General features: G+C 69.6%; 18 protein-coding genes. 8 read left to right on the forward strand and 10 right to left on the reverse strand.

Annotation, left to right across the window (positions count from 1 at the left end; all coding sequences use genetic code 11):
• Positions 1-63: 63 nt before the first annotated feature.
• From CCR97_RS03185 to CCR97_RS03195, 3 genes are all read left to right on the forward strand, one after another.
• Complete coding sequence (locus CCR97_RS03185; RefSeq protein WP_111357259.1) at positions 64-1,266, forward strand: pyridoxal phosphate-dependent aminotransferase; 1,203 nt, start codon at positions 64-66, stop codon at positions 1,264-1,266.
• Positions 1,267-1,485: 219 nt separating this feature from the next.
• Entirely contained in the window at positions 1,486-1,959 is a 474-nt protein-coding gene (locus tag CCR97_RS03190; RefSeq protein ID WP_111357260.1) for a DUF992 domain-containing protein, read from the forward strand.
• Positions 1,960-2,243: 284 nt separating this feature from the next.
• Entirely contained in the window at positions 2,244-4,292 is a 2,049-nt protein-coding gene (locus CCR97_RS03195) for an elongation factor G (protein WP_111357261.1), read from the forward strand.
• A gap of 332 nt (positions 4,293-4,624) precedes the next feature.
• Here the strand turns inward: CCR97_RS03195 and CCR97_RS03200 are convergent, their stop codons facing one another.
• The gene (locus CCR97_RS03200; RefSeq protein WP_111360092.1) at positions 4,625-5,173 is read right to left on the reverse strand and encodes a hypothetical protein; all 549 of its coding nucleotides are present in this window, start codon (positions 5,171-5,173) and stop codon (positions 4,625-4,627) included.
• Positions 5,174-5,452: 279 nt separating this feature from the next.
• Between CCR97_RS03200 and CCR97_RS03205 the strand changes: the two genes are divergently transcribed.
• The 3 genes from CCR97_RS03205 (at position 5,453) to msrP (ending at position 9,362) form a co-directional block, all read left to right on the forward strand.
• Entirely contained in the window at positions 5,453-6,337 is an 885-nt protein-coding gene (locus CCR97_RS03205; RefSeq protein ID WP_170146069.1) for an EAL domain-containing protein, read from the forward strand.
• Positions 6,338-6,654: 317 nt separating this feature from the next.
• Positions 6,655-8,070 (forward strand): caspase family protein, encoded by a 1,416-nt coding sequence (locus CCR97_RS03210; protein ID WP_111358858.1) that lies wholly within the window; start codon positions 6,655-6,657, stop codon positions 8,068-8,070.
• A 314-nt stretch (positions 8,071-8,384) separates the two neighbouring features.
• Positions 8,385-9,362, forward strand: a complete 978-nt coding sequence (gene msrP, locus CCR97_RS03215) for a protein-methionine-sulfoxide reductase catalytic subunit MsrP (RefSeq protein ID WP_111358857.1) — start codon at positions 8,385-8,387, stop codon at positions 9,360-9,362.
• 473 nt (positions 9,363-9,835) lie between these two features.
• Here msrP and CCR97_RS03220 read toward each other — a convergent pair whose 3' ends face one another.
• Both CCR97_RS03220 and trxB read right to left on the reverse strand, forming a co-directional pair.
• Positions 9,836-10,729, reverse strand: a complete 894-nt coding sequence (locus CCR97_RS03220) for a LysR family transcriptional regulator (protein WP_111358860.1) — start codon at positions 10,727-10,729, stop codon at positions 9,836-9,838.
• 188 nt (positions 10,730-10,917) lie between these two features.
• The gene (trxB, locus tag CCR97_RS03225; RefSeq protein WP_111358856.1) at positions 10,918-11,883 is read right to left on the reverse strand and encodes a thioredoxin-disulfide reductase; all 966 of its coding nucleotides are present in this window, start codon (positions 11,881-11,883) and stop codon (positions 10,918-10,920) included.
• A gap of 185 nt (positions 11,884-12,068) precedes the next feature.
• On the opposite strand from trxB, the gene CCR97_RS03230 reads away from it, so the two are divergent.
• Entirely contained in the window at positions 12,069-12,623 is a 555-nt protein-coding gene (locus CCR97_RS03230; protein WP_408094007.1) for an Lrp/AsnC family transcriptional regulator, read from the forward strand.
• A gap of 195 nt (positions 12,624-12,818) precedes the next feature.
• Positions 12,819-13,859 carry a glycosyltransferase family 9 protein gene (locus CCR97_RS03235; RefSeq protein WP_201159291.1) on the forward strand — a complete coding sequence of 347 codons (1,041 nt, stop codon included), beginning with the start codon at positions 12,819-12,821 and terminating at the stop codon, positions 13,857-13,859.
• A gap of 189 nt (positions 13,860-14,048) precedes the next feature.
• Here CCR97_RS03235 and CCR97_RS03240 read toward each other — a convergent pair whose 3' ends face one another.
• The 7 genes from CCR97_RS03240 to CCR97_RS03270 form a co-directional block, all read right to left on the reverse strand.
• Positions 14,049-14,438 (reverse strand): DUF6165 family protein, encoded by a 390-nt coding sequence (locus tag CCR97_RS03240; protein ID WP_111358748.1) that lies wholly within the window; start codon positions 14,436-14,438, stop codon positions 14,049-14,051.
• A 152-nt stretch (positions 14,439-14,590) separates the two neighbouring features.
• A complete protein-coding gene (greA, locus tag CCR97_RS03245) occupies positions 14,591-15,064 on the reverse strand; it encodes a transcription elongation factor GreA (RefSeq protein WP_111358747.1) in 474 nt (157 codons plus the stop codon).
• Between the two features lie 107 nt (positions 15,065-15,171).
• On the reverse strand, positions 15,172-18,654 hold the full coding sequence (gene carB / locus CCR97_RS03250; RefSeq protein ID WP_111358746.1) for a carbamoyl-phosphate synthase large subunit: 3,483 nt from the start codon (positions 18,652-18,654) through the stop codon (positions 15,172-15,174).
• A gap of 173 nt (positions 18,655-18,827) precedes the next feature.
• Entirely contained in the window at positions 18,828-19,052 is a 225-nt protein-coding gene (yacG, locus tag CCR97_RS03255; protein WP_111358745.1) for a DNA gyrase inhibitor YacG, read from the reverse strand.
• A 253-nt stretch (positions 19,053-19,305) separates the two neighbouring features.
• Complete coding sequence (locus CCR97_RS03260; protein ID WP_111358744.1) at positions 19,306-19,944, reverse strand: Maf-like protein; 639 nt, start codon at positions 19,942-19,944, stop codon at positions 19,306-19,308.
• A 123-nt stretch (positions 19,945-20,067) separates the two neighbouring features.
• The gene (gene infA / locus CCR97_RS03265) at positions 20,068-20,286 is read right to left on the reverse strand and encodes a translation initiation factor IF-1 (protein ID WP_111358743.1); all 219 of its coding nucleotides are present in this window, start codon (positions 20,284-20,286) and stop codon (positions 20,068-20,070) included.
• Positions 20,287-20,560: 274 nt separating this feature from the next.
• Positions 20,561-22,060, reverse strand: a complete 1,500-nt coding sequence (locus CCR97_RS03270; RefSeq protein ID WP_201159292.1) for a tripartite tricarboxylate transporter permease — start codon at positions 22,058-22,060, stop codon at positions 20,561-20,563.
• Positions 22,061-22,161 lie beyond the last annotated feature (101 nt).

Consider the following 22,161-nt stretch of genomic DNA (forward strand, 5'->3'; position numbering starts at 1 on the left):
CCCCTTGCCCCGGCGGCGCCCGCACTCTACGACACTCGGCGCCCGAAACTAGGAGCTTCGACAATGGCCTTCCTCGCCGACTCGCTCGCCCGCATCAAGCCGTCCGCGACCATCGCGGTGGCCGACAAGGCGCGTGCCCTGAAAGCGGCGGGCCGGGACGTGATCGGTCTCGGCTCGGGCGAGCCCGACTTCGACACGCCGGACAACATCAAGGAAGCCGCCATCAAGGCGATCCGCGACGGCAAGACGAAGTACACGAATGTCGACGGCATGCCCGAGCTGAAGGCCGCCGTGGCGGCGAAGTTCGAGCGCGAGAACGGGCTGAAGTACAAGCCCTCCCAGATCTCGGTCGGCACCGGCGGCAAGCAGGTGCTCTACAACGCCTTCGTCGCGACCCTGAACCCGGGCGACGAGGTGATCATCCCGGCGCCCTACTGGGTCAGCTATCCGGAGATGGTGCTGCTCGCCGGCGGCACCCCGGTCGAGGTGCCGACCACGCAGGCCTCCGGCTTCAAGCTGACGGCCGACACGCTGGAGCGCGCCATCGGCCCGAAGACCAAGTGGCTGCTGCTCAACTCGCCCTCGAACCCGAGCGGCGCCGCCTACACGCGCGCCGAGCTGAAGGCGCTCACCGACGTGCTGCTGCGTCACCCGCACGTGTGGGTGATGACCGACGACATGTACGAGCACCTCGTCTACGACGACTTCGTGTTCACCACGCCGGCCCAGGTCGAGCCCGGGCTCTACGACCGCACCCTGACGGTCAACGGCGTGTCGAAGGCCTATTGCATGACCGGCTGGCGCATCGGCTTCGCCGGCGGCCCCGAGCCGCTGATCCAGGCGATGTCGACCATCCAGTCGCAGTCGACCTCCAACCCGAGCTCGATCGCCCAGTGGGCGTCGGTCGAGGCGCTCAACGGCCCGAAGGACTTCATCCCGGCACACAACAAGGTGTTCAAGGAGCGCCGCGATCTCGTCGTCTCGATGCTCAACCAGGCGAGCGGCATCGACTGCCCGACCCCGGAGGGCGCCTTCTACGTGTTCCCGTCCTGCGCCGGGACGATCGGCAAGGTCGCCCCGTCGGGCAAGCGCATCGAAAACGACCAGGACTTCGTGACCGAACTCCTGGAGGCGGAAGGCGTCGCGGTGGTGCAGGGCTCGGCCTTCGGCCACGGCCCCAATTTCCGCATCTCCTACGCCACGGCGACGAGTGCCCTGCAGGCCGCCTGCGAGCGCATCCAGCGTTTCTGCGGCAACCTGAAGTGACGGGTAAATAGGGGTTATTCCTGCCGTTCTGCGGCGAAAAACCCGCGCGACACCTCTCCCGATTCGACCTAAGATGATCTCCCGTGCCCCTCGCGGCACGGGGGACCGGCACCGGCGGACCCGCGCGCGGGCTCCCCGTCCGGACCGAACATCGACGTGCCCAGTACCGACGGTGAGTGCGGCCCACCGTGGCCGCCCGGGTCATTCGAGGGGGAGTTCATGCGAAACGTCCTTGCGGGGTCGGCGGCGGTCGTGGCGACCGTCCTGCTGGCCACCGCGGCACCCGCCCAGGAGCGGGTGCAGGCCGGAAGCCTGTCCTGCGACGTGTCGGCCGGGCTCGGCCTGATCATCGGGTCGCAGCGGCAGGTCTACTGCACCTTCACGCCCTCGCTGAACGGCCCGGTGGAGACCTACACGGGCAGCATCACGCGCATCGGCCTCGACATCGGCGCCACCGCCGGCGGCGTCATGGTGTGGGTCGTGTGGTCGCCCACGACGCGCCCCGTCGGCGCGCTCGCCGGCGCCTATGCGGGCGCCAGCGCCGAGGCCTCGCTGGTCGCCGGGCTCGGCGCCAACGTGCTGCTCGGCGGCAACGACCGCAGTGTTGCGCTCCAGCCGGTTTCGGTTCAGGGTCAGGCCGGCGTGAACATCGCCGCCGGTGTCGCCGGCCTCGAGCTGAGGTTCGTGCGCTGACCCGCGACGGTCATCTTCTCCGCGGCGACGAGCCGCCTTGCCTGCGCGTGCCGCCCGGCCGCGTCCGGCTCGGTCGCGGACGCTCTCGGTAAGCCCTCCTCACGAGCCGCACGGTCGCGACGGGGGCTCACCGAAGCAGATACGCCGGTTCTCGTGCGGGACGCCTCCCGCGTCCCCGCAGGATCCGACTTCGCCGGGAACGGCAGAAGCAGGGCCGCTCCCGCTGTCAGGACTTGGCTGCGTCGGCCCCGTCTCGGGGCCGAGCTGACCGACGGAGGCACGATATGGGAGACAATGGAGGCGGCCCCACAGGCCCACGGTGCATCGCGATCGTCGGACCGTTCCAGAGCGGCAAGACGACGCTCCTGGAGGCGATCCTGGCCCGCACGGGCGCGGTCGGCCGACAGGGCACCGTGGACCAGGGGACCACGGTCGGCGACGCCAGCAAGGAGTCGCGCGACCACCGCATGAGCGTCGAGCTCTCGGTCGCCACGACAACCTTCATGGGCGACGCCTACACGTTCATCGACTGCCCCGGGTCGGTGGAATTCGTCCAGGACATGCGCGCCGCGCTGCCGGCCGTCGACGCGGCCATCGTGGTCTGCGAGGCGGACGAGAAGAAGGTGCCGCAGCTCCAGCTCATCCTGCGCGAGCTCGAGGAGCTGAACGTTCCCCATTTCCTGTTCCTCAACAAGATCGACAAGGCCGACACCCGGCTCTCCGACGCGCTGCGCATGCTGCAGCCGGCGTCGCGGGTGCCGCTGCTGCTCCGCCAGATCCCGACCTGGAGCGGCGAGACCGTCAACGGCTTCGTCGACCTCGCGCTCGAGCGCGCCTTCGTCTATCGCGAGAACCAGCCGTCCGAGGTGGTGCCGCTCGAGGGCGACACGCTCGACGCCGAGAAGCAGGCCCGCTTCTCGATGCTGGAGACGCTCGCCGATCACGACGACGAGCTGATGGAGCAGCTGCTCGAGGACATCACGCCGCCGCGCGACCGGGTGTTCGACGACCTGCGCAAGGAGATGCGCGACCGGCAGGTCTGCCCGATGCTGATGGGCGTGGCGAGCCGCACCAACGGCATTCTCCGCCTGCTCAAGGCGCTGCGCCACGAGGCGCCGGGCGCCGCCCAGACGGCCGAGCGGCTCGGCGTCAAGGCCGGCAGCGAGGCCGTCGCCTACGTGATGAAGACGTTCCACACGACGCACGGCGGCAAGCTGTCGATCGCCCGCGTGCTCGCCGGCCAGATCGGCGACTCGACCGTGCTGCATTCGCCCACCGACGAGGTCGGGCGCGTCGCCGGCGTGTTCAAGATGCTCGGCCAGGCGCAGGAGAAGCGCGGCGCCGCGGCCGCCGGCGAGACGGTCGCGCTCGCCAAGCTCGACGGCGCCAAGACCGGCATGACGCTGTCGACCGGCAAGACGCCGCACAAGGCGCTGGTCGAGGTGAGGCCCTATCCGCCGGTGCTCAGCATCGCGGTGGCGGCCCGCGAGCGCAAGGACGACGTCAAGCTCGGGCAGGCGCTGTCGAAGCTGCTCGACGAGGATTCGTCGCTCAGCGTGATCCAGAACCAGGAGACCCACGAGGTGGTCATCTGGGGCCAGGGCGAGATGCATCTGCGGGTCGCCACCGAGCGCCTCGCCGACCGCTTCGGCGTCGCCATCGAGCGGCACAAGCCGAGCGTCGGCTACCGCGAGACCATCCGCAAGTCGGTCACCCAGCGCGGCCGCCACAAGAAGCAGTCGGGCGGCCACGGCCAGTTCGGCGACGTGGTGCTGGAGATCGGCCCGCTGCCGCGCAGCTCGGGCTTCCAGTTCTCCGAGCGCATCACCGGCGGCGTGGTGCCGCGCAACTACATCCCCTCGGTCGAGGAAGGCGTGATCGACGCCCTCAAGGAGGGCCCGCTCGGCTTCCCGGTGGTCGACATCTCGGTGGCGCTGATCGACGGCTCGTACCACACGGTCGACTCGTCCGACATGGCGTTCCGCACCGCCGGCCGCATCGGCATCGTCGAGGCGCTGCCGCAGTGCCAGCCGGTGCTGCTGGAGCCGATCCACGAGGTCGAGATCGTCTGCCCGACCGAGGCGACCGCCAAGATCAACGCCATCCTGTCGGGACGGCGCGGCCAGATCCTCGGCTTCGACACCCGCGAGGGCTGGCCCGGCTGGGACACGGTGCGGGCCCAGATGCCGGAATCGGAGATCGGCGACCTGATCATCGAGGTCCGCTCGGCCACCGCCGGCGTCGGCACCTTCACGTTCAAGTTCGACCACATGGCCGAGCTGACCGGCAAGACCGCCGACCAGATCGTCGCCGCCAGAAAGGCCGCGGCGTGAGCTGACTTCGTCGAGCTGCCGCGACCTATTACATCGCGGCTCCAGCTTCCCCTCCCCCGCCTGCGGGGGAGGGTCAGGGAGGGGGAGTTCCGGGCACGGCGCTCGCGTGGCGCCCCCTCTCCATCTCTCCCCCGCAAGCGGGGGAGAGCGCCGGCTGCGGCGAGCCGCACGCGACGTGATCAGATCACCGTCTCGAGCGTCGTAGGGCGGGCAAAGCCGCGCAGCGGCGTGCCCACGCAGTCGAGACTCGCGGCAGTCTTTCTTCGCGATGTTGACGGACGGCGCGGGCACGCTTCGCTTTGCCCGCCCTACGAAGCGCGAGGACCTGAACCTCAAAACCCCCAGCGCGACGGCTTGCGCACGAAGACGAAGCGGTCGTCGGGGCGCCAGAAGACATCCGGGTGGCCGTCGTGGACGTCGAGCCACAGGCCCTCGTCGTCGTGGTCGAGCGAGAAGGACAGCGGCTCGCACTCGGGATCGCCGACCGGCTGCATGGCGACGATCAGGCGCTCGCCGGCCGGCTGGTCGCGATAGGCGAGGCGCAGCATCGGGGCGATCTCGGCGGCCCCAAGCCCGAGCCGCACGGCCCGCGCCGCGCTTCGGATCTCGGCCCACCGGGCGCCGCGTGCAAAGCCGAGATCGGCGGGCGTGGCGATCGCCAGCTCGACGACGCGCTTGCGGTCGCTCCAGCGCAGGTCGGGGTGGCCGAGCAGCGCGTCGGCATCGGCGCTGACATGGATGCCGGCCTCCGCGAGCATCGCCCGGCACGGCTCGGCGCCCCGGCAGCGCCCGATCATGACGCTGCGCCAGGCCGGCGGCACGCGGGCCGGCCCGACATGGAGCCAGCGCCCGACCGCATTCCAGTTGAGCACGTCCAGCATTCCCCACCCACACCTACGGTCCACCGCCGGCCGGCTCGCGGCCGCGGCGCGCCGCTCCGGACCGCTGCTTGGCCCATCAGGCCTCGAAACGCAACGCCCGCCACCACCTCCGGTGTCGACGCACCGCCGATCGGAGGCATTCTACCGAGGCCCGAGACGATCGCGAAACCATGACGGCGAAGTCCGTGGCCGCGCTACCGAAAATCAATGACCCGCGCGCGACAGTCGGGGCGACAGCCGACTCGAGATCGGCGCGCTCCGCGTCGTGCAGGTCCCTCCATGTTGAAACAAATTCGCTCGCTTCTTTCGCGCGACGACGACGACCGCGGCCCCGACGGCAAGCCGCGGGTGACGCTGCAGAAGGCGCTCGACCGCAAGTGGCTCGAGGTCTGGTACCAGCCGAAATTCGACCTCGCGACCCGCAAGATGGTCGGCGCCGAGGCGCTGGTTCGCGTGCGCCATCCCGAGCACGGCGTACTGGCGCCGTTCGCCTTCCTGCCGGGCGCCGGCGAGGCGGCGATGCTCGCCATGACCGAGCGGGTGATCGCCGAGGCCTTGCGCGACTGGGAGCACTGTCGTGCGGTCGGCGCGCCGGAGCTCAAGCTCGCCGTCAACGTGCCGGCCAACGCTTTCGTGCGCCTGCCGATCGCCCGGATGATCCGCGACGGCCGCCCGCGCAGCACGGAATGGCCGGGCCTCATCCTCGAGGTCACCGAGGACCAGGTGATGAACGATCTCGACGTCGCCAACGAGGTGGCGGCCGAGCTGCGCAGCCAGAACTGCGGCCTCGCCGTGGACGACTTCGGCGCCGGCTACTCGTCGCTCGCGCGGCTGCGCCAGCTTCCGTTCACGGAGCTAAAGATCGACCGCGCCTACGTCACCGACTGCCACACCGATCGCACCAATGCGGGCATGCTGGAGACCATCGTCGAGCTCGCCAAGCGGTTCGAGCTGAAGACCGTCGCGGAAGGCATCGAGACGCCTCACGAGAGCCACAAGCTGCAGGGCATCGGCTGCCTGGTCGGCCAGGGTTACCTGTTCGCCAAGCCGATGCCGAAGGACCAGTTCATCGCCACGCTGCAGCGCCACACCGGCAAGCGCGCGCCCGAGCCGAGCCGCTGGAACCCGTTCGCCTCCGCCCCGAAGCTCCGCACCGGCACCTGACGCCGGCCGCCGCCGGCTCGGCCGCCAACGGGCCTCGTGTCCCGGGCGCGGCGCGTTCGCGCCGCGAACCGGGACCCAGGGGCGATCAGGCTCGGCGGTGGAGAGCCCTGAGTCGTGCCGCCCGTCGTGGGGCTCCTGGGCCCCGGCTCTGCGGCGTATCGGGCCGTGCGGCCCGATACGCCTTGTCCGGGGCACGCGGCCGATAGTCCGACCACGCCCCAGATCGTGTCATTCCGTGTCCGGCTGTTGCAGCCCTGCACTGGCAGCCGTCTGCGACCGGTGGTAGGTCGGGACGACACCAGTCGCGAGGTCGGCCCATGCGGATCGCTGCTCCTGCCCTGTCGCTCGTGTGCGTGCTCCTGTCGGCGGTCGCCGCGCAGGCGGATCGCCGCGTCGCCTTCGTGCTCGGCAACGGCGACTATCGCACCGTGATGCCGCTGCCCAATCCGACGATCGATTCGACCGCGATGGCGGCGAAGCTGCGCAACATCGGCTTCGAGGTGGTCGAGGGCACCGACCTCACCCGCGAGGGCATGACCGCGAAGCTGATCGAGTTCGGCCGCAAGGCGCAGGGCGCCGACATCGCGGTGTTCTTCTATGCCGGCCACGGCATCGCGGTGAACGGCGTCAACTATCTGCTGCCGGTCGACGCCGACCTGAAGTCCGAGATGGACGTGAAGCTCGGCGCCGCCATCGACGTCGACACCACGCTCGACCAGACGATGGGCGACGCCAAGGTCAAGCTCGTCTTTCTCGACGCCTGCCGCGACAACCCGTTCGCCGAGCGCATCCGCTCGGCGGCGCGCACCCGCAGCGTCACGGTGGCGAACGGGCTCGCCGAGATGAAGTCCGGCGAGGGCACGCTGATCGCCTTCGCGACCGGCCCGGGCCAGACCGCGCTCGACGGCTCGGCCGGCGGCCACAGCCCGTTCACCCGCGCGCTGCTCGACCACATCGCGACGCCCGGCGTCGAGATCCAGCAGGCGATGACCAAGGTGCGGGCGCAGGTCAACGAGTCGACCCGCAAGCAGCAGCTCCCGTGGGGCCACACCAACCTGATCGGCACCGTCTACCTGAACCCGGCCGCCGACGGTGCCGCCCCGACCCCGGCCGCGCTGGGTCCGGCGGTCGCCACCGCCTCGACGGCGCCGGTGTCGTCCGAGGTGGAGCTCGAGTTCTGGCGCTCGATCCGCGACTCCAACAAGGTCGAGGAGCTCGACGCCTATCTCACCAACTATCCGAACGGCCAGTTCCGCTCGATCGCGCTCGCCCGCATCGCCTCCCTGAAGGCGGCGCCGCCGAAGCCCGAGAAGACCCTGCCGCCCGGCGTCGATCCGGCCGTGACGACCGCCGAGGCGACCCAGCTCACCGAGGACCGGCTCGGCCTCAAGCCGGCGCAGCGCCGCGACGTGCAGCGCCGCCTCTCCGGGCTCGGCTTCGACGTGTCGTCGACCGGCACGTTCGGGCCGGAGACGCGCGGCGTGATCCGCCGCTGGCAGGCGGCGCGCGGCTATGTCGAGTCGGGCTTCCTCAACGCGCCGCAGCACAAGGCACTGCTCGCCGAGGCGCAGCCGGTCGAGGAGAAGCCGGTGGTGCGCCAGGCGGCGCCGCGGCCGCGGGTCGAGCAGCCGGCCGGCCAGATGCAACCGGCGGGACGGCAGCAATCGAGCCCGTTCGACGGCGCCGCCGGTGCCTTCATCGGCGGCGTGATCGGCGGCGCCCTGCGGAGGTGAGGACGGGGCGAGTAGCGAATAGCGAGTAGCGAATAGTTGGGAGCGGAATACCGCCGCTTCCGCTGCGCAGCCGATCGCTCTTTCTACTCGCTACTCGCTACTCGCTACTCGCTACTCGCTACTCGCTACTCGCTACTCGCTACTCACTACTCGCTACTCCGTGACTTGCCGGTGATCCGCCCGGCCCGTAGCTGACGTAGACGTCGGCGACGCCGCGCCGGTCACGATTCTTCGCGCCCGACGAAACAACCCCGCCGGCTCGGCCGTATCTCCTCGTGAGGCGCAATCGCCCGCGAGAGCCCCCGGAGTACGCCATGCCCGCCATCCTTCACCGTCCCGCCTGGGCGTTGCCCGACAGCGCCGCCACCCCCGAGGCGATCGCGCTTCGGCTCGACCGCCGCGCCCTCCTGGCCGGTGCCGGGGTGATCGCCGCGACCGCGCTGGCGCCCGACATCGCGCTGGCGCAGCGGGTCGGCGACGTCCCCGACCCCTCTGCCGGGCTCTATCCGGCCAAGCGCAACGAGGCCTTCACGCTCGACCGCCCGGTCACCGACGAGCAGGCGAATCTGAACTACAACAACTTCTACGAGTTCAACATGTCGAAGTCGGTGGCCCGCCAGGCCCAGGCGTTGAAGACACGCCCCTGGACCATCGCCATCGACGGCATGGTCGAGAAGCCGTTCGAGATCGGCATCGACGACCTCCTGAAGCAGGTGACGCTGGAGGAGCGGCTCTATCGCCACCGCTGCGTCGAGGCGTGGTCGATGGCGATCCCGTGGACCGGCTTCCCGCTGGCGAAGCTGGTGGCGCTGGCGAAGCCGCTCGGCTCGGCCAAGTACGTGCGGATGGAGACCTTCAAGGACCCGTCGATCGCGCCGGGCCAGCGCCAGACCTGGTATCCGTGGCCCTATGTCGAAGGCCTGACCATCGCCGAGGCGGGGAACGACCTCGCCTTCCTGGTGACGGGCGCTTACGGCAAACCGGTCGCCAAGCAGATGGGCGCCCCGCTGCGGCTCGCGGTGCCGTGGAAGTACGGCTTCAAGTCGATCAAGTCGATCGTCCGCTTCACCTTCACGGACAAGCAGCCGAAGAGCTACTGGGAGGCCCTGCAGGCGAGCGAGTACGGGTTCTGGGCGAACGTCAACCCGGAGGTGCCGCATCCGCGCTGGAGCCAGGCCTTCGAGCGGGTGCTGGGCACCGACGAGCGCCGCCCCACCCTCCTGTTCAACGGCTACGCCGAGCAGGTCGCCGGCCTCTACAAGGGCCTGGAGAAGGAACGCCTGTGGGCGTGAGACCCTCGCGCCGCCCCGAAACGACGGCCCGAATAAAAAACGCCGGGTCTTACGACCCGGCGTAGTTTCGTCGGCAAACGCCGACAACACCTTCCAGAGGGACAGCTGACGGCCACGGAAAGATGTGGGAGGGACCCGTCGCCAACAGCTCGTCGAAGCATGTCGGCGGGGGACGCCCTAGGCAATGTCGGTTATTACATGCCAACAATGCCCGGCCCGCAGGGATGTTCGCAAGCGAGGAACCCCGGGCGATAATCGCCCGATGTTCCTTGGACGACGAAGCTATCCCGTCCCATCCGAACTCTCCGGCGCTGAATCACACCGTCACCCTGAGGTGCCCGGCGAAGCCGGGCCTCGAAGGGCGACGGCCCGGGGCCGCATCCTTCGAGGCTCGGCCTTCGGCCGAGCACCTCAGGATGACGGATAGATGCCGGAGGACTTTGGGATCACCCGCAGGTGCAGCCCACCTGCCCTCAATAATTCCAGCGCTGCGCCTTGCTGACGAGGAAGTCGCGGAACGCCTGGACGCGGGCGACCGACTTCAGCTCCTCGGGGTAGACGAAGTAGGCGTCGAGCGAGACCGACTCGTCGTCGCTGAACAGCGTCACCAGGCTCTGGTCGTCCTCGAGGATGTAGTCGGGCAGCATGGCGATGCCGATGCCGCGCTGACAGGCGCGCAGCACGCCCGCGATATTGGTGATGATCAGGTGCGGCTGGCGCAGGTCCTTGCCTTCGCGCCCCGCGGTGATCAGCCAGCGCGCGCTCTGCAGGTTGATCGGCACGACGGTGCCGCCGAGCACGATCAGCCGGTGCTTGTCGAGGTCCTCGATCGTGCGCGGCGTGCCGAAGCGCTTGAGGTACTCGGGGCTCGCATAGGCGTGATAGTGCACCGAGAACAGCTTGCGCTGGATCAGGTCGGGCTGGGTCGGCTGGCGCAGGCGGATCGCCACGTCGGCCTCGCGCATCGCGAGATCGAGCTCTTCTTCCGTGGTGATCAGCGTGATGCGGATGTCGGGATAGAGGTCGGTGAACTCGCCGAGGCGCGGCGTCAGCCAATGCACCCCCATGCCGATCGTCGTGGTGACGCGCAGGTCGCCGTGCGGCCGTTCGCGGCTGTCGGTGAGCTTCACCCGCACCGACTCGAGCTTCATGAACACGTCGTGGGCGGTGCGATAGAGCAGCTCGCCCTGCTCGGTGAGGATCAGGCCGCGGGCGTGGCGGTGGAACAGCGCCACCGACAGCTCCTGCTCCAGCGCGCTGACCTGGCGGGAGACCGCCGATTGCGAAAGCCCGAGCTGCTCGCCCGCATGGGTGAAGCTGCCCGCCTCGGCGGCAGCGTGGAAGACCTTGAGCTTGTCCCAATCCATGTTTCGTTCGCGGGCGATGCCCGTTCCCATCCCGGCTCGCTCTCAGGCGCGAGCAGTGTGCCGATCGAGGCCGACCGGCACTTGTTCCTGTGTGACACGATTCGGGTATCGGGACCTTACCGACGCGCCTGCCCGGCGACCGAAACCGTAGGCCATGGTTGAAGAATCCCGACCGTTCCCGTGACGATTCATTCGGCGGCGGCGCGCGTCTCGGCGTGGGCGGCGAGAAACCGCTCCGCCTCGAGCGCCGCCATGCAGCCCATGCCGGCCGCCGTGACGGCCTGGCGGTAGATGTCGTCGGCGACGTCGCCGGCCGCGAACACGCCCGGCACCGAGGTGGCGGTCGAGTACGGCGCCACCTTGATGTAACCAGAGGGCTTCAGCTCGAGCTGGCCGGTGAACAGCGCGGTCGCCGGCGCGTGGCCGATGGCGACGAACACGCCGTCGGCGGCGAGCTCCCGCGTCGCGCCGGTCTGCACGTCGCGCAGCCGCACCCCCGTCACCTTGCCGGGCGCGGCGGAGCCGAGGATCTCGTCGACGGCGCTGTTCCAGATCACCTCGATCTTGGGGTTCTTGAACAGCCGGTCCTGGAGGATCTTCTCGGCCCGGAAGCCGTCGCGGCGATGCACCACCGTCACCTTGGAGGCGAAGTTGGTGAGGAACAGCGCCTCCTCGACGGCCGAGTTGCCGCCGCCGACCACCACGACCTCCTTGCCGCGGTAGAAGAAGCCGTCGCAGGTGGCACAGGCCGAGACGCCGTAGCCCTTGTAGGTGTCCTCCGACGGCAGGCCGAGCCAGCGCGCCTGGGCGCCGGTCGCGACGATCAGCACGTCGGCCAGGTACACGTCGCCCGAATCGCAGACCAGCCGGAACGGCCGGCGGCCGAGCTCGACGGAATTGACGTGGTCGGTGACGATCCGGGTGCCGACATGCTCGGCCTGCTTCTGCATCTGCTCCATGAGCCAGGGGCCCTGGATCGGCTCGGCGAAGCCCGGATAGTTCTCGACCTCGGTCGTGATGGTGAGCTGGCCGCCCGGCTGGATCCCCTGGATCAGCACCGGCTCCAGCATGGCGCGCGCGGCGTAGACGGCGGCCGTGTAGCCGGCCGGACCCGATCCGATGATCACCACGCGGGCATGGGTGGTCTCGGCCATGCGAAGCCTCGTTCGAGTGCGGCGTAAGGAAATGCCGCCGGGGCGGACCGGCGAGTGCGCGTCAATGTAGACATTCCGCCGAGGCATGCAAGGCACGCATAACCCCGGATGTGGACAGTAAACAACAATGCGCTTTTCGGTGCACAACGCAGAGCCGGGTCACACGCAATATTATTTCCGATGGCATGGCTCTTGCGATAATGCTGTCCGAGTCGGGCCCGAACGACGGCGCGGCGACGACGCTGGAGAGACGACCTGTGCCCTACCGCCTCGATGCGATCGACCACCGTATCCTGAAAGAGCTCCAGGAGGACGGGCGCATGACGAATGTCGAGCTCGCCCGCCGCGTGGGCATCTCGCCGCCGCCCTGCCTGCGGCGCGTGCGCGCCCTGGAGGAGGCCGGCTTCATCACCGGCTACCGGGCGCTGCTCGACGAGAAGCGCCTCGGCTACGAGGTGACGGCCTTCGCCATGGTGCACCTGTCGAGCCAGGCCGAGCCCGACCTGCAGGCCTTCGAAGCCTATGTGCGCGGCAAGCCGCTGGTGCGCGAATGCTGGATGCTGTCGGGCGAGATCGACTTCCTGCTGAAATGCGTCGCCCCCAACCTGTCGACCTTCCAGGCGCTGGTCGCCGAGCTGACGGCCGCCCCCAATGTCCGCAACGTCAAGACGACCCTGACGCTGCGCAACGCCAAGAACGACCCGATCGTCCCGCTCGAGCTCGACCGGGCGACGGTGTGAGGCGGGGAAATCCCAATCTGTTCTCTCCTCGTCCCGACGAGCGGGCCGAAGGCCCGGATCTTCTCCCCTCGTCCTGAGGAGGCCGCGAAGCGGCCGTCTCGAAGGACGAGGCCACATGGTTCGAGACGCGCTCCTGCGGAGCGCTCCTCACCATGAGGCGAGAGCGAGCGCCACCGCGTGGCCCGAGTTTTCAGCATGCCCCCTGCCCCGTCCTCCGAAACATCCCCCAAAGCCCTCCGCCCCATCGCCGTCATCGTCGACCGCGAGGGACTCGGCGATTCGCTGCTCAAGCTGCCGTTCCTGCGGGCCATCACCCGGGCCTATCCGGGCCGGCCGGTGTGGTGGATCTCCAGCCACCAGACCTCGATGGCGCACGAGCTGGCGCCCTTCGTGCGGCCGCTGCTCGCCAACGTGATCGAGAACGCCGCGCTGACCCGCCCGCCCCTCGACGTGATCGGGCGGCTGCGGGCGCTGCCGCCGTTCGAGATGGTGTTCGATTCGCGCACCCGCGGCCTCACGGTGCTGCTGGCGCGCCTCTTCCTGAAGCACCGCGGCTTCTACTGCTGCCTGCCCGGCTACCTGTTCTCGTCGCGCCGGCCACCCGGCCGCTTCGGCCGGCCGCGCGGCATCGCGGCCCGCATGCTGAGCCTCGCCGAGGCCGCGATCGGCGGGCCGGCGGACTGGGAGGGCCGTCTCGACATCTCGGACGCGGCCCGCACGCTCGCCGCGGCGCGCCTGCCCGCCGGGCCGTCCTATGTGGGGCTGGCGCCGGGCAGCCGCGAGGCGCGCAAGAACTGGCCGGTGGACCGCTGGGTCGCGCTCGCCGCCGCCCTCACGGCGCGCGGCCATGTGCCGGTGTTCCTGATCGGGCCGCAGGAGCAGGCGCTGATCGAGCGCATCCGGGCCGAGGCGCCGGGCGCCCTGATGCCCGAGGTCGAGCCGGTCGACCCGGCCCTCGGGCTCGCACGGCTCGAGCTCGCCATCGCGGTCGGCGAGCGGCTCGCCGCCGTCGTCGCCAACGACAACGGCATCGGCCATCTGATGGCGACCATCGGCACGCCGCTGGTCAGCCTGTTCGGCCCGACCGACGTGGGGCGCTGGGCGCCGTTCACCCGGCGCGGCGAGATCGTGCGGGCGCAGGACTTCGGCGGCGAGACCATGGAGGACATCCCGGTCGACGCGGCCCTGGCCGGCCTCGAGCGCCTGCTGAGGCGGGCCGCGACGACGGCCGGCTGATCAGATCGGAGCTTGGCGGCGCGCCTCACCTCTCCCCGGCGGGGAGAGGTCGACGCGCGGAGCGCGTCGGGTGAGGGGGTGCCGAGGCCAGCCAACCGGCGCCGTGAACCCTCACCCCGGTGCGCGTCTGCGACGCGCCCCGGCCCTCTCCCTCAGGGAGAGGGCAAGAGGGGGCCGACGCACTGCCGCTCAATACGCCGCGTAGGACTTTTCCTCGGTCAGCTCCGAGCCGACCAGGGTGTCGATCTCGCGCTTGAGGGCGGCGCGGCGGTCGTTGGTGCGGTAGACGGCGCGGGCGAGCGCCACGAAGGCCTCGCCGAAGTCGCTTTGGCGCTCGCAGTCGCGGATGTCGTCCTCGATCTGCCACAGGCTCTCGTTGACGGTGCGCAGCGCCGCCTTGATCGGCGCGACGCCGGGATGCGCGGCGAGCAGCGGCGCGAGCGAGCCCGTCAGCACCTCGAGCTCGTGCCGGATGTTGGCGAGCTTGGCGGGATCGCCGATGCGCTCGGACTTGATCTCCAGGATCGTCACCTTGTCGACCAGCTCGCCGGCCGAGACGGCGATCACGATGCGGGACATGGAAGAGCAGCTCCACTGCGGCCGGGCCGGCCGCGAGCCGACGTCCCCGCGCGTCCGGGACCGAACGCGACCATCGTGGCCAGGAGGACGTCGTCGGATAGGATCGCGGCGGCGCCGGCGACCACGGCCGCCGGCGCGTCACGTCGACGATGTCAGCGGAAGATGACCTCGAGGATCTCGTAGGCCTTGGCGCCCCCCGGCGTCACCACCTCGACCTGGCTGCCCTTCTTCTTGCCGACCAGGGCACGGGCGAGCGGCGACGTGATCGAGATGCGGCCGTTCTTGGCGTCCGCCTCGGGCTCGCCGACGATCTGCCAGACGTGCTTCTTCTCGGTGTCCTCGTCGATCAGCGTGACGGTCGCACCGAACTTGATGGTGTCGCCCGACAGCTTGGAGACGTCGATCACCTCGGCCCGCGCGATCTTGTCCTCGAGCTCCGCGATGCGGCCCTCGTTGAGCGACTGCGATTCCTTGGCGGCGTGATACTCGGCGTTCTCCGAAAGGTCGCCGTGAGAGCGCGCTTCGGTGATCTGTTGAATGATGCGAGGTCGCTCGACCTGCTGGCAGTGCCGCAGCTCGTTCTCCAGCGCGGCGTAGCCGGCAGCCGTCATCGGTATCGTGTCCATCGGTTCCTTCTCCGACAGAAAAAAACTCGATCGCGGACCGGTGTCACCCGGCACGCAACCGTTCGAAACATGTTCAGCCCGTGGCCCGGGTTCCCCGACCGCGTCCTTCAGGGGGCGTTTTCGGAGAAATAGCTCTGCAGGGTGCGCACCTCGAGGTCGCCCGCGAGATAGGCCTTGATCCCGAGCGCCGCCGCGACGGCTCCGGAAAGAGTGGTGTAGTACGGCACCTTATGCAAGAGGGCTGCGCGTCGCAAGGAACGCGAGTCCGAGATGGCCCGCGTACCGCTGGTGGTATTGAACACCAGCTGCACATCGCCGTTCTTGATCGCGTCGACGATGTGGGGCCGGCCCTCCAGCACCTTGTTGACCTTCTCGGCCGGCACGCCGTGCTCCTGCAGGAAGCGCTGCGTGCCGCCCGTGGCGATGACCCGGAAACCGAGATCCGACAAGAGCTTGACCGAGTCGAGGATGCGCGTCTTGTCGCTGTCGCGCACCGCCACGAAGACCGTCCCCTTGGTCGGCAGGCGAGCGCCGCCGCCGATCTGGCTCTTGGCGAAGGCGATCTCGTAGGACCGATCGATGCCCATCACCTCGCCGGTGGAGCGCATCTCCGGGCCGAGCAGCGTGTCGACGCCGGGGAAGCGGGCGAACGGGAAGACCGCCTCCTTGACGCCGACATGGTTCAGCACCGGCGGCTTCAGGCCGAAGCTCGCGAGGCTCTCGCCCGCCATCACCCGGGCCGCGATCTTGGCGACCGGCAGGCCGATCACCTTGGCGACGAACGGCACGGTGCGCGAGGCGCGCGGGTTGACCTCCAGGACGTAGATCTCGCCGTCCTTCAAGGCGTACTGGACGTTCATCAGGCCGCCGACGCCGAGCGCCAGCGCCATCGCCCGGGTCTGACGCTCCAGCTCCTCGATCACGTCGGGCGACAGCGAGAACGGCGGCAGCGAGCAGGCCGAGTCGCCGGAATGCACGCCGGCCTCCTCGATGTGCTGCATGATGCCGGCGATGAACGTGTCCTTGCCGTCGCAGAGGCAGTCGACGTCGATCTCGATGGCGTCCGACAGGTAGCGGTCGAACAGCAGCGGGTTCTGGCCCAGCACCGTGTTGATCTGGCCGGTCTTGTCGTTCGGATAGCGCGCCTTGACGTCGGACGGGACCAGGCTCGGCAGGGTGCCGAGCAGATAGTCGTCGAACTGCTCCTGATTGCGGATGATCGCCATGGCGCGGCCGCCCAGCACGTAGCTCGGGCGCACCACGAAGGGCAGGCCGAGCTCGGCGGCGACGAGGCGGCTCTGCTCGACCGAGTAGGCGATGCCGTTCTTGGGCTGGCGCAGCTGCAGCTTGTCGAGGAGCCGCTTGAAGCGGTCGCGGTCCTCGGCGAGGTCGATGGCGTCCGGCGAGGTGCCGAGGATCGGCACCTTCGCGGCTTCGAGCGCGGCGGCGAGCTTGAGCGGCGTCTGGCCGCCGAACTGCACGATGACGCCGTGCAGGGTCCCGTTCGACTGCTCGGTCGCGATGATCTCCAGCACGTCCTCGGCGGTCAGCGGCTCGAAATAGAGGCGATCCGAAGTGTCGTAGTCGGTCGACACGGTCTCCGGATTGCAGTTGACCATGATGGTCTCGTAGCCGGCGTCCGACAGCGCGAAGCAGGCGTGGCAGCAGCAGTAGTCGAACTCGATGCCCTGCCCGATCCGGTTCGGGCCGCCGCCCAGAATGATCACCTTCTTGCGGTCGGACGGCTCCGCCTCGTCGGCCAGGGCGCCCGCGAAGGGCGCCTCGTAGGTCGAGTACATGTAGGCGGTCGGCGAGGCGAACTCGGCCGCGCAGGTGTCGATGCGCTTGTAGACGGGCCGCACGCCGACGGCGCGGCGCCGCTTGGTCACCTCGTCGGCCGAGAGTCCCGTCAGGGCGCCGAGGCGCGCATCCGAAAAGCCCATGGCCTTGAGGCGGCGCAGCGCGCCGGGCGTCTGCGGCAGGCCCTTCGCCTTGATCTCCGCCTCGGTCTCGACGATGCCGCGGATCTCCGCGAGGAACCACGGGTCGATGCTGCAGGAGCGGAAGATCTCGTCGTCGGAGGCGCCGAGCCGCATCGCCTGCGCGACCTTGAGGAGCCGGTCCGGCGTAGGCCGGCCGAGCGCCGCCCGGATGGCGTTCTTGTCGTCGCCCTCGCCGATGCCCTCGATGACGATCTCGTCGAGCCCGGTCAGGCCGGTCTCCATCGAGCGCAGCGCCTTCTGCAGCGACTCCTGGAAGGTGCGGCCGATCGCCATCGCCTCGCCCACCGACTTCATCGAGGTGGTGAGCAGCGGCTCGGCGCCCGGGAACTTCTCGAAGGCGAAGCGCGGGATCTTGGTGACGATGTAGTCGATGGTCGGCTCGAACGACGCCGGCGTGGCGCCGCCCGTGATGTCGTTGGCGATCTCGTCGAGCGTGTAGCCGACCGCGAGCTTGGCGGCGACCTTGGCGATCGGGAAGCCGGTGGCCTTGGAGGCCAGCGCGGACGAGCGCGACACGCGCGGATTCATCTCGATGACGACCAGCCGGCCGGTCTTCGGATCGACGGCGAACTGCACGTTCGAGCCGCCGGTCTCGACGCCGATCTCGCGCAGCACCGCGATCGAGGCGTCGCGCATCACCTGATACTCTTTGTCGGTGAGCGTCAGGGCCGGCGCGATGGTGATCGAGTCGCCCGTGTGGACGCCCATCGGATCGACGTTCTCGATCGAGCAGACGATGATGCAGTTGTCGTTCTTGTCGCGAACGACCTCCATCTCGAACTCTTTCCAGCCGAGCACGCTCTCTTCGACGAGCACCTCGTTGGTCGGCGAAGCGTCCAGGCCGCCGCGGACGATCTCGATGAACTCGTCGAGGTCGTAGGCGATGCCGCCGCCCGTGCCGGCCAGCGTGAAGCTCGGCCGGATGATCGCCGGCAGGCCGATCTCGGCGAGCGCGATCAGGGCTTCGCCCAGCGCGCCGTGGACGTAACGCTTCTTGCGCTCCTCCTCGCCGGCCGCCCAGTCACGCTCGAACTTTGCGCGCTCGAGCGCCTTCTCGGCGGGCTTGGCGGGCGAGGCGTCGATGCGGGCGAGCGCGTCGAGATATCGTTGGCGGTCCGCCTGCTTCAGCTCGGAGGCATTGGCCAGGAACGATTTCGGGATGTCGAGGCCGATCTTCTTCATCGCCTCGCGGAACAGCTCGCGATCCTCGGCCTTGTCGATCGCCTCGGCCGTGGCGCCGATCATCGTGACGCCGAACTTGTCGAGCACGCCCATCCGGCGCAGCGACAGCGCCGTGTTCAGCGCCGTCTGGCCGCCCATGGTCGGCAGCAGCGCGTCGGGACGTTCCTTCTCGATGATCTTGGCGACGACCTCGGGCGTGATCGGCTCGACATACGTCGCGTCGGCCATCTCCGGGTCGGTCATGATGGTCGCCGGATTGGAGTTGACCAGGATGACCCGGTAGCCCTCCTCGCGCAGCGCCTTGCAGGCCTGGGTTCCGGAATAGTCGAACTCGCAGGCCTGACCGATGACGATCGGGCCCGCGCCGATGATCAGGATCGAGGAGATGTCGGTGCGTTTGGGCATCGGGGTCTTCGCGGGTTCATCCGGGCACAAAAAAAGGCGTCGTGGACGCGCCGCCTTTTGCGAACTCGACCGGTTTTGTCGCCTGCCCGCGCGAGGTTCGCCGGGGCGGGGCGACCCTTAGCCCAGAATCGACGGGGAGGGAAGAGCGGCCGGCCGAGAGGGGGGCGGAGCGGTCAGTCGAAGCCCCGGCGGCGCGGGGCGAGCGGCGGTGGCGGCTCGTCCGGCTCGGGAAGACCCAGCTCGTCCTCCTCGGCCTCGACGGCCGGCACGGCGTAGCGGCCTGACAGCCAGCGGTGGAGATCGACGTCCTTGCACCTCTGCGAGCAGAACGGGCGAAATTTCTCCGCGGCCGGCTTGCCGCAGATGGCGCAGGGTTTTCCGGAAGCGAGCGAGGGCATGGGCGAAAGATAGGGAGGACCGGAGGCGAATGGGAGGGCTTCGTGCGGCAAGACCGGGCACTGGGCCGGCACGGGGTCCCTTCTCCCCGCGCGCGGGGAGAATGTGGCTCGCCGCGCAGCGGTGAGCCGGATGAGGGGGCATCTCCCCGGCGCAGAGACTCGCGGCGACGCCCCCTCACCCGGATTCCGCGCCTGCGGCGCGCAATCCGACCGCTCCCCGCGCGCGGGGAGCGGTGAAAGGGGGCCGCCCGGCTCAGGCCGGCATCGGGTTGGTCGGGTTCAGCCAGCCGTGGCGGACCGGGTAGCCCTCGCCGGCGAGGAGCGCGACCGTCTCGTAGAGCGGCAGGCCCACCACCGACGTGTAGGAGCCGACGATCTTGACGACGAAGCTGCCGGCGAGCCCCTGCACGGCATAGCCGCCGGCCTTGCCGCGCCACTCGCCGGACGCGAGATAGGCCTCGATGTCCTCCGGGGCGAGGCGCTTGAATCGCACCCGCGTCTCGATCACCCGCTGGCGGATCGCCTCCTTGGGCGTCACCACGCAGACCGAGGTGTAGACCCGGTGGTTGCGGCCGGACAGCAGCCGCAGGCACTGGGCCGCCTCGTCGAGCAGCTCGGCCTTGGGCAGGATGCGGCGTCCGACCGCGACCACGGTGTCGGCCGCCACGATGAAGGCGCCGCGCAAATCGTCGTCGAGCCGGACGGCTTCGAGCGCCCCCTCGGCCTTCGCATGGGCGAGCCGGTTGGCGCAGGCGCGCGGCAGCTCGCCGCGCTTCGGCGTCTCGTCGACCTCGGCGGGCCGCAGCGCGTCGGGCTCGAAGCCCGCCTGGTTGAGGAGCGTGAGCCGCCGGGGCGAGCCGGAGGCGAGAACGAGCTTGGGACGGCCCATCATCGGCGTGAGGTTCTGTTCCGCTCCGCGACGGGAGCACGGTCGATCCCGCCTCCGGCGGAGCGGAGCGTCACGGGGTCTGGGGTTCCGGGGGCGCGCCGGCCCGGGCGGGCGCGGCGGCGGCGGTCATTTGAAACGATAGGTGATGCGGCCCTTCGTCAAATCATAGGGGGTCATCTCGACCAGCACCTTGTCGCCGGCGAGCACGCGGATGCGGTTCTTGCGCATGCGTCCGGCCGTGTGGGCGATGATCTCATGACCGTTCTCGAGCTTGACGCGGAAGGTCGCGTTCGGCAGCAGCTCCGACACGACGCCGGGAAACTCCAGCAGTTCCTCTTTCGCCATTCGCAACCCAATGATCGCACCGGGCCGCGCAGGGGCCACGGGCGAAGGTCAGGCCTTCGTTCGACGCCACAGGACGGGCGCGGACCCTAGCCGAAACGGGCACGAACGACAACCGGCGGGCATGCATCGTCCCGGCGCAGGACGCGGGAGTCCGCTCGTCCCCGCGCAGGCGGGGACCCAGGGGCGACACGGTAGAGGGCATCTGGATGCCCGCCTTCGCGGGCATGAGCGGAGTACACGGCGAACGCGGCGTCCGTCTCGGGCGCGCCAGTCCTCAGGCCGCCGCCCCGGTGCGGCGCCAGCCGAGCAGCATGGCGGCGAGCTGCAGGCCGCCGATCAGCGCCAGCACGACGAGGAACACCCGCGCGGCCGGCCCCTGGACGAACACCCACCAGTCGTCGTCCGAGATGGTGAGGGCCCGGCGGAACGACAGCTCCATCCTGTCGCCGAGCACGAAGGCGAGCAACAGCGGCGCCACGTCGTAGGAGAACTTGCGCAGCAGATAGCCGACGACGCCGGCGGCGAAGAGAATCGTGAGATCGAGCGGCGAGCCCTTCAGCGAGAACACGCCGATCAGGCAGATCACCAGCACGAGCGGCGCCAGCACGCCCATCGGCGTGCGCAGGAGCGTGACGAAGATGCCGACCAGCGGGAGGTTCAGCACCACCAGGATCGCGTTGCCGAGATAGAGGCTGGCGATCAGGCCCCAGAACACCTGCGGATGCTCGCTCATCAGCAGCGGCCCCGGCTGCACGCCGTGGATCAGGAGCGCCGAGAGCAGGATCGCAGTCGCCGGGATCGCCGGGATGCCGAGCACCAGGAGCGGGATCATCGAGGCGCCCGTGGTGGCGTTGTTGGCGGTCTCGGGACCGGCGACGCCGGCCACCGCGCCGTGGCCGAACTTTTCGGGCGTCTTCGAAATCTTCTTCTCGATCGCGTAGGACACGAAGGTCGAGATGATGTGCGAGACGCCCGGCACCAGGCCGAACAGGAAGCCGACGCCGGAGCCGCGCAGCACCGCCGGCGCCGCCTCGCGGATCTCCTGTCCGGTCGGCAGCATGTCGCGCAGCTTCGGCGCCTTCGGCACCTCGGGCGCCGCCTCGTCGAGATTGAGCAGAATCTCCGAGACGCCGAACAGGCCGATCGACAGGGCGACGAAGTTGAGCCCGTCGGTCAGATCGAGCGAGCCGAAGGTGAAGCGCGGATAGGCGGTGAGCTGATCCATGCCGACGGTGCCGAGCGCCAGCCCGAGCACGATCATGGCCAGCGTCTTCACGGGCGGCGAGGAGGAGACGACGCTGACGACGATCAGCGCGGTGAGCATCAGCACGAACTCGGCCGCCGGGCCGACCGACAGCATCGCGTCGGCGAGCAGCGGGCCGACCGCCATCAGGCCGACGATCGAGATGGTACCGCCGACGAAGCTGCCGACCGCCGAGAGTGTCAGCGCCGCGCCGGCGCGGCCGCGCTTCGCCATCTCGTAGCCGTCGATGCAGGTGACGACCGAGGCGGCTTCGCCCGGAATGCGCATCAGGATCGAGGTGGTCGACCCGCCGTACATGGCGCCGTTGAAGATGCCGGCCAGCATGATCACGGCGCCGGCCGGATCGAGCTTGAAGGTGAGCGGCAGGAGGAGCGCCATGCCGGCGAGCGGGCCGAGCCCGGGCAGCACGCCGACCGCCGTGCCCCACAGGCAGCCGACGAAGCACAGGAGCAGGTTGCGGCCCGTGAACGCGACCGCGAAGCCGTCCATCAGGTATCCGAGCGAGTCCACGATCACGATCCTCACGGTTCGGCGTCGCGCCGCTTGTTGTCAGCTACGGCCACTTTCAGATACGGGGACGCTGTTCCCCCCACCCCCGACCCCTCCCCGCC

The organism is Rhodoplanes elegans (genome assembly GCF_016653355.1).
Classification (GTDB): Bacteria; Pseudomonadota; Alphaproteobacteria; order Rhizobiales; family Xanthobacteraceae; genus Rhodoplanes; species Rhodoplanes elegans.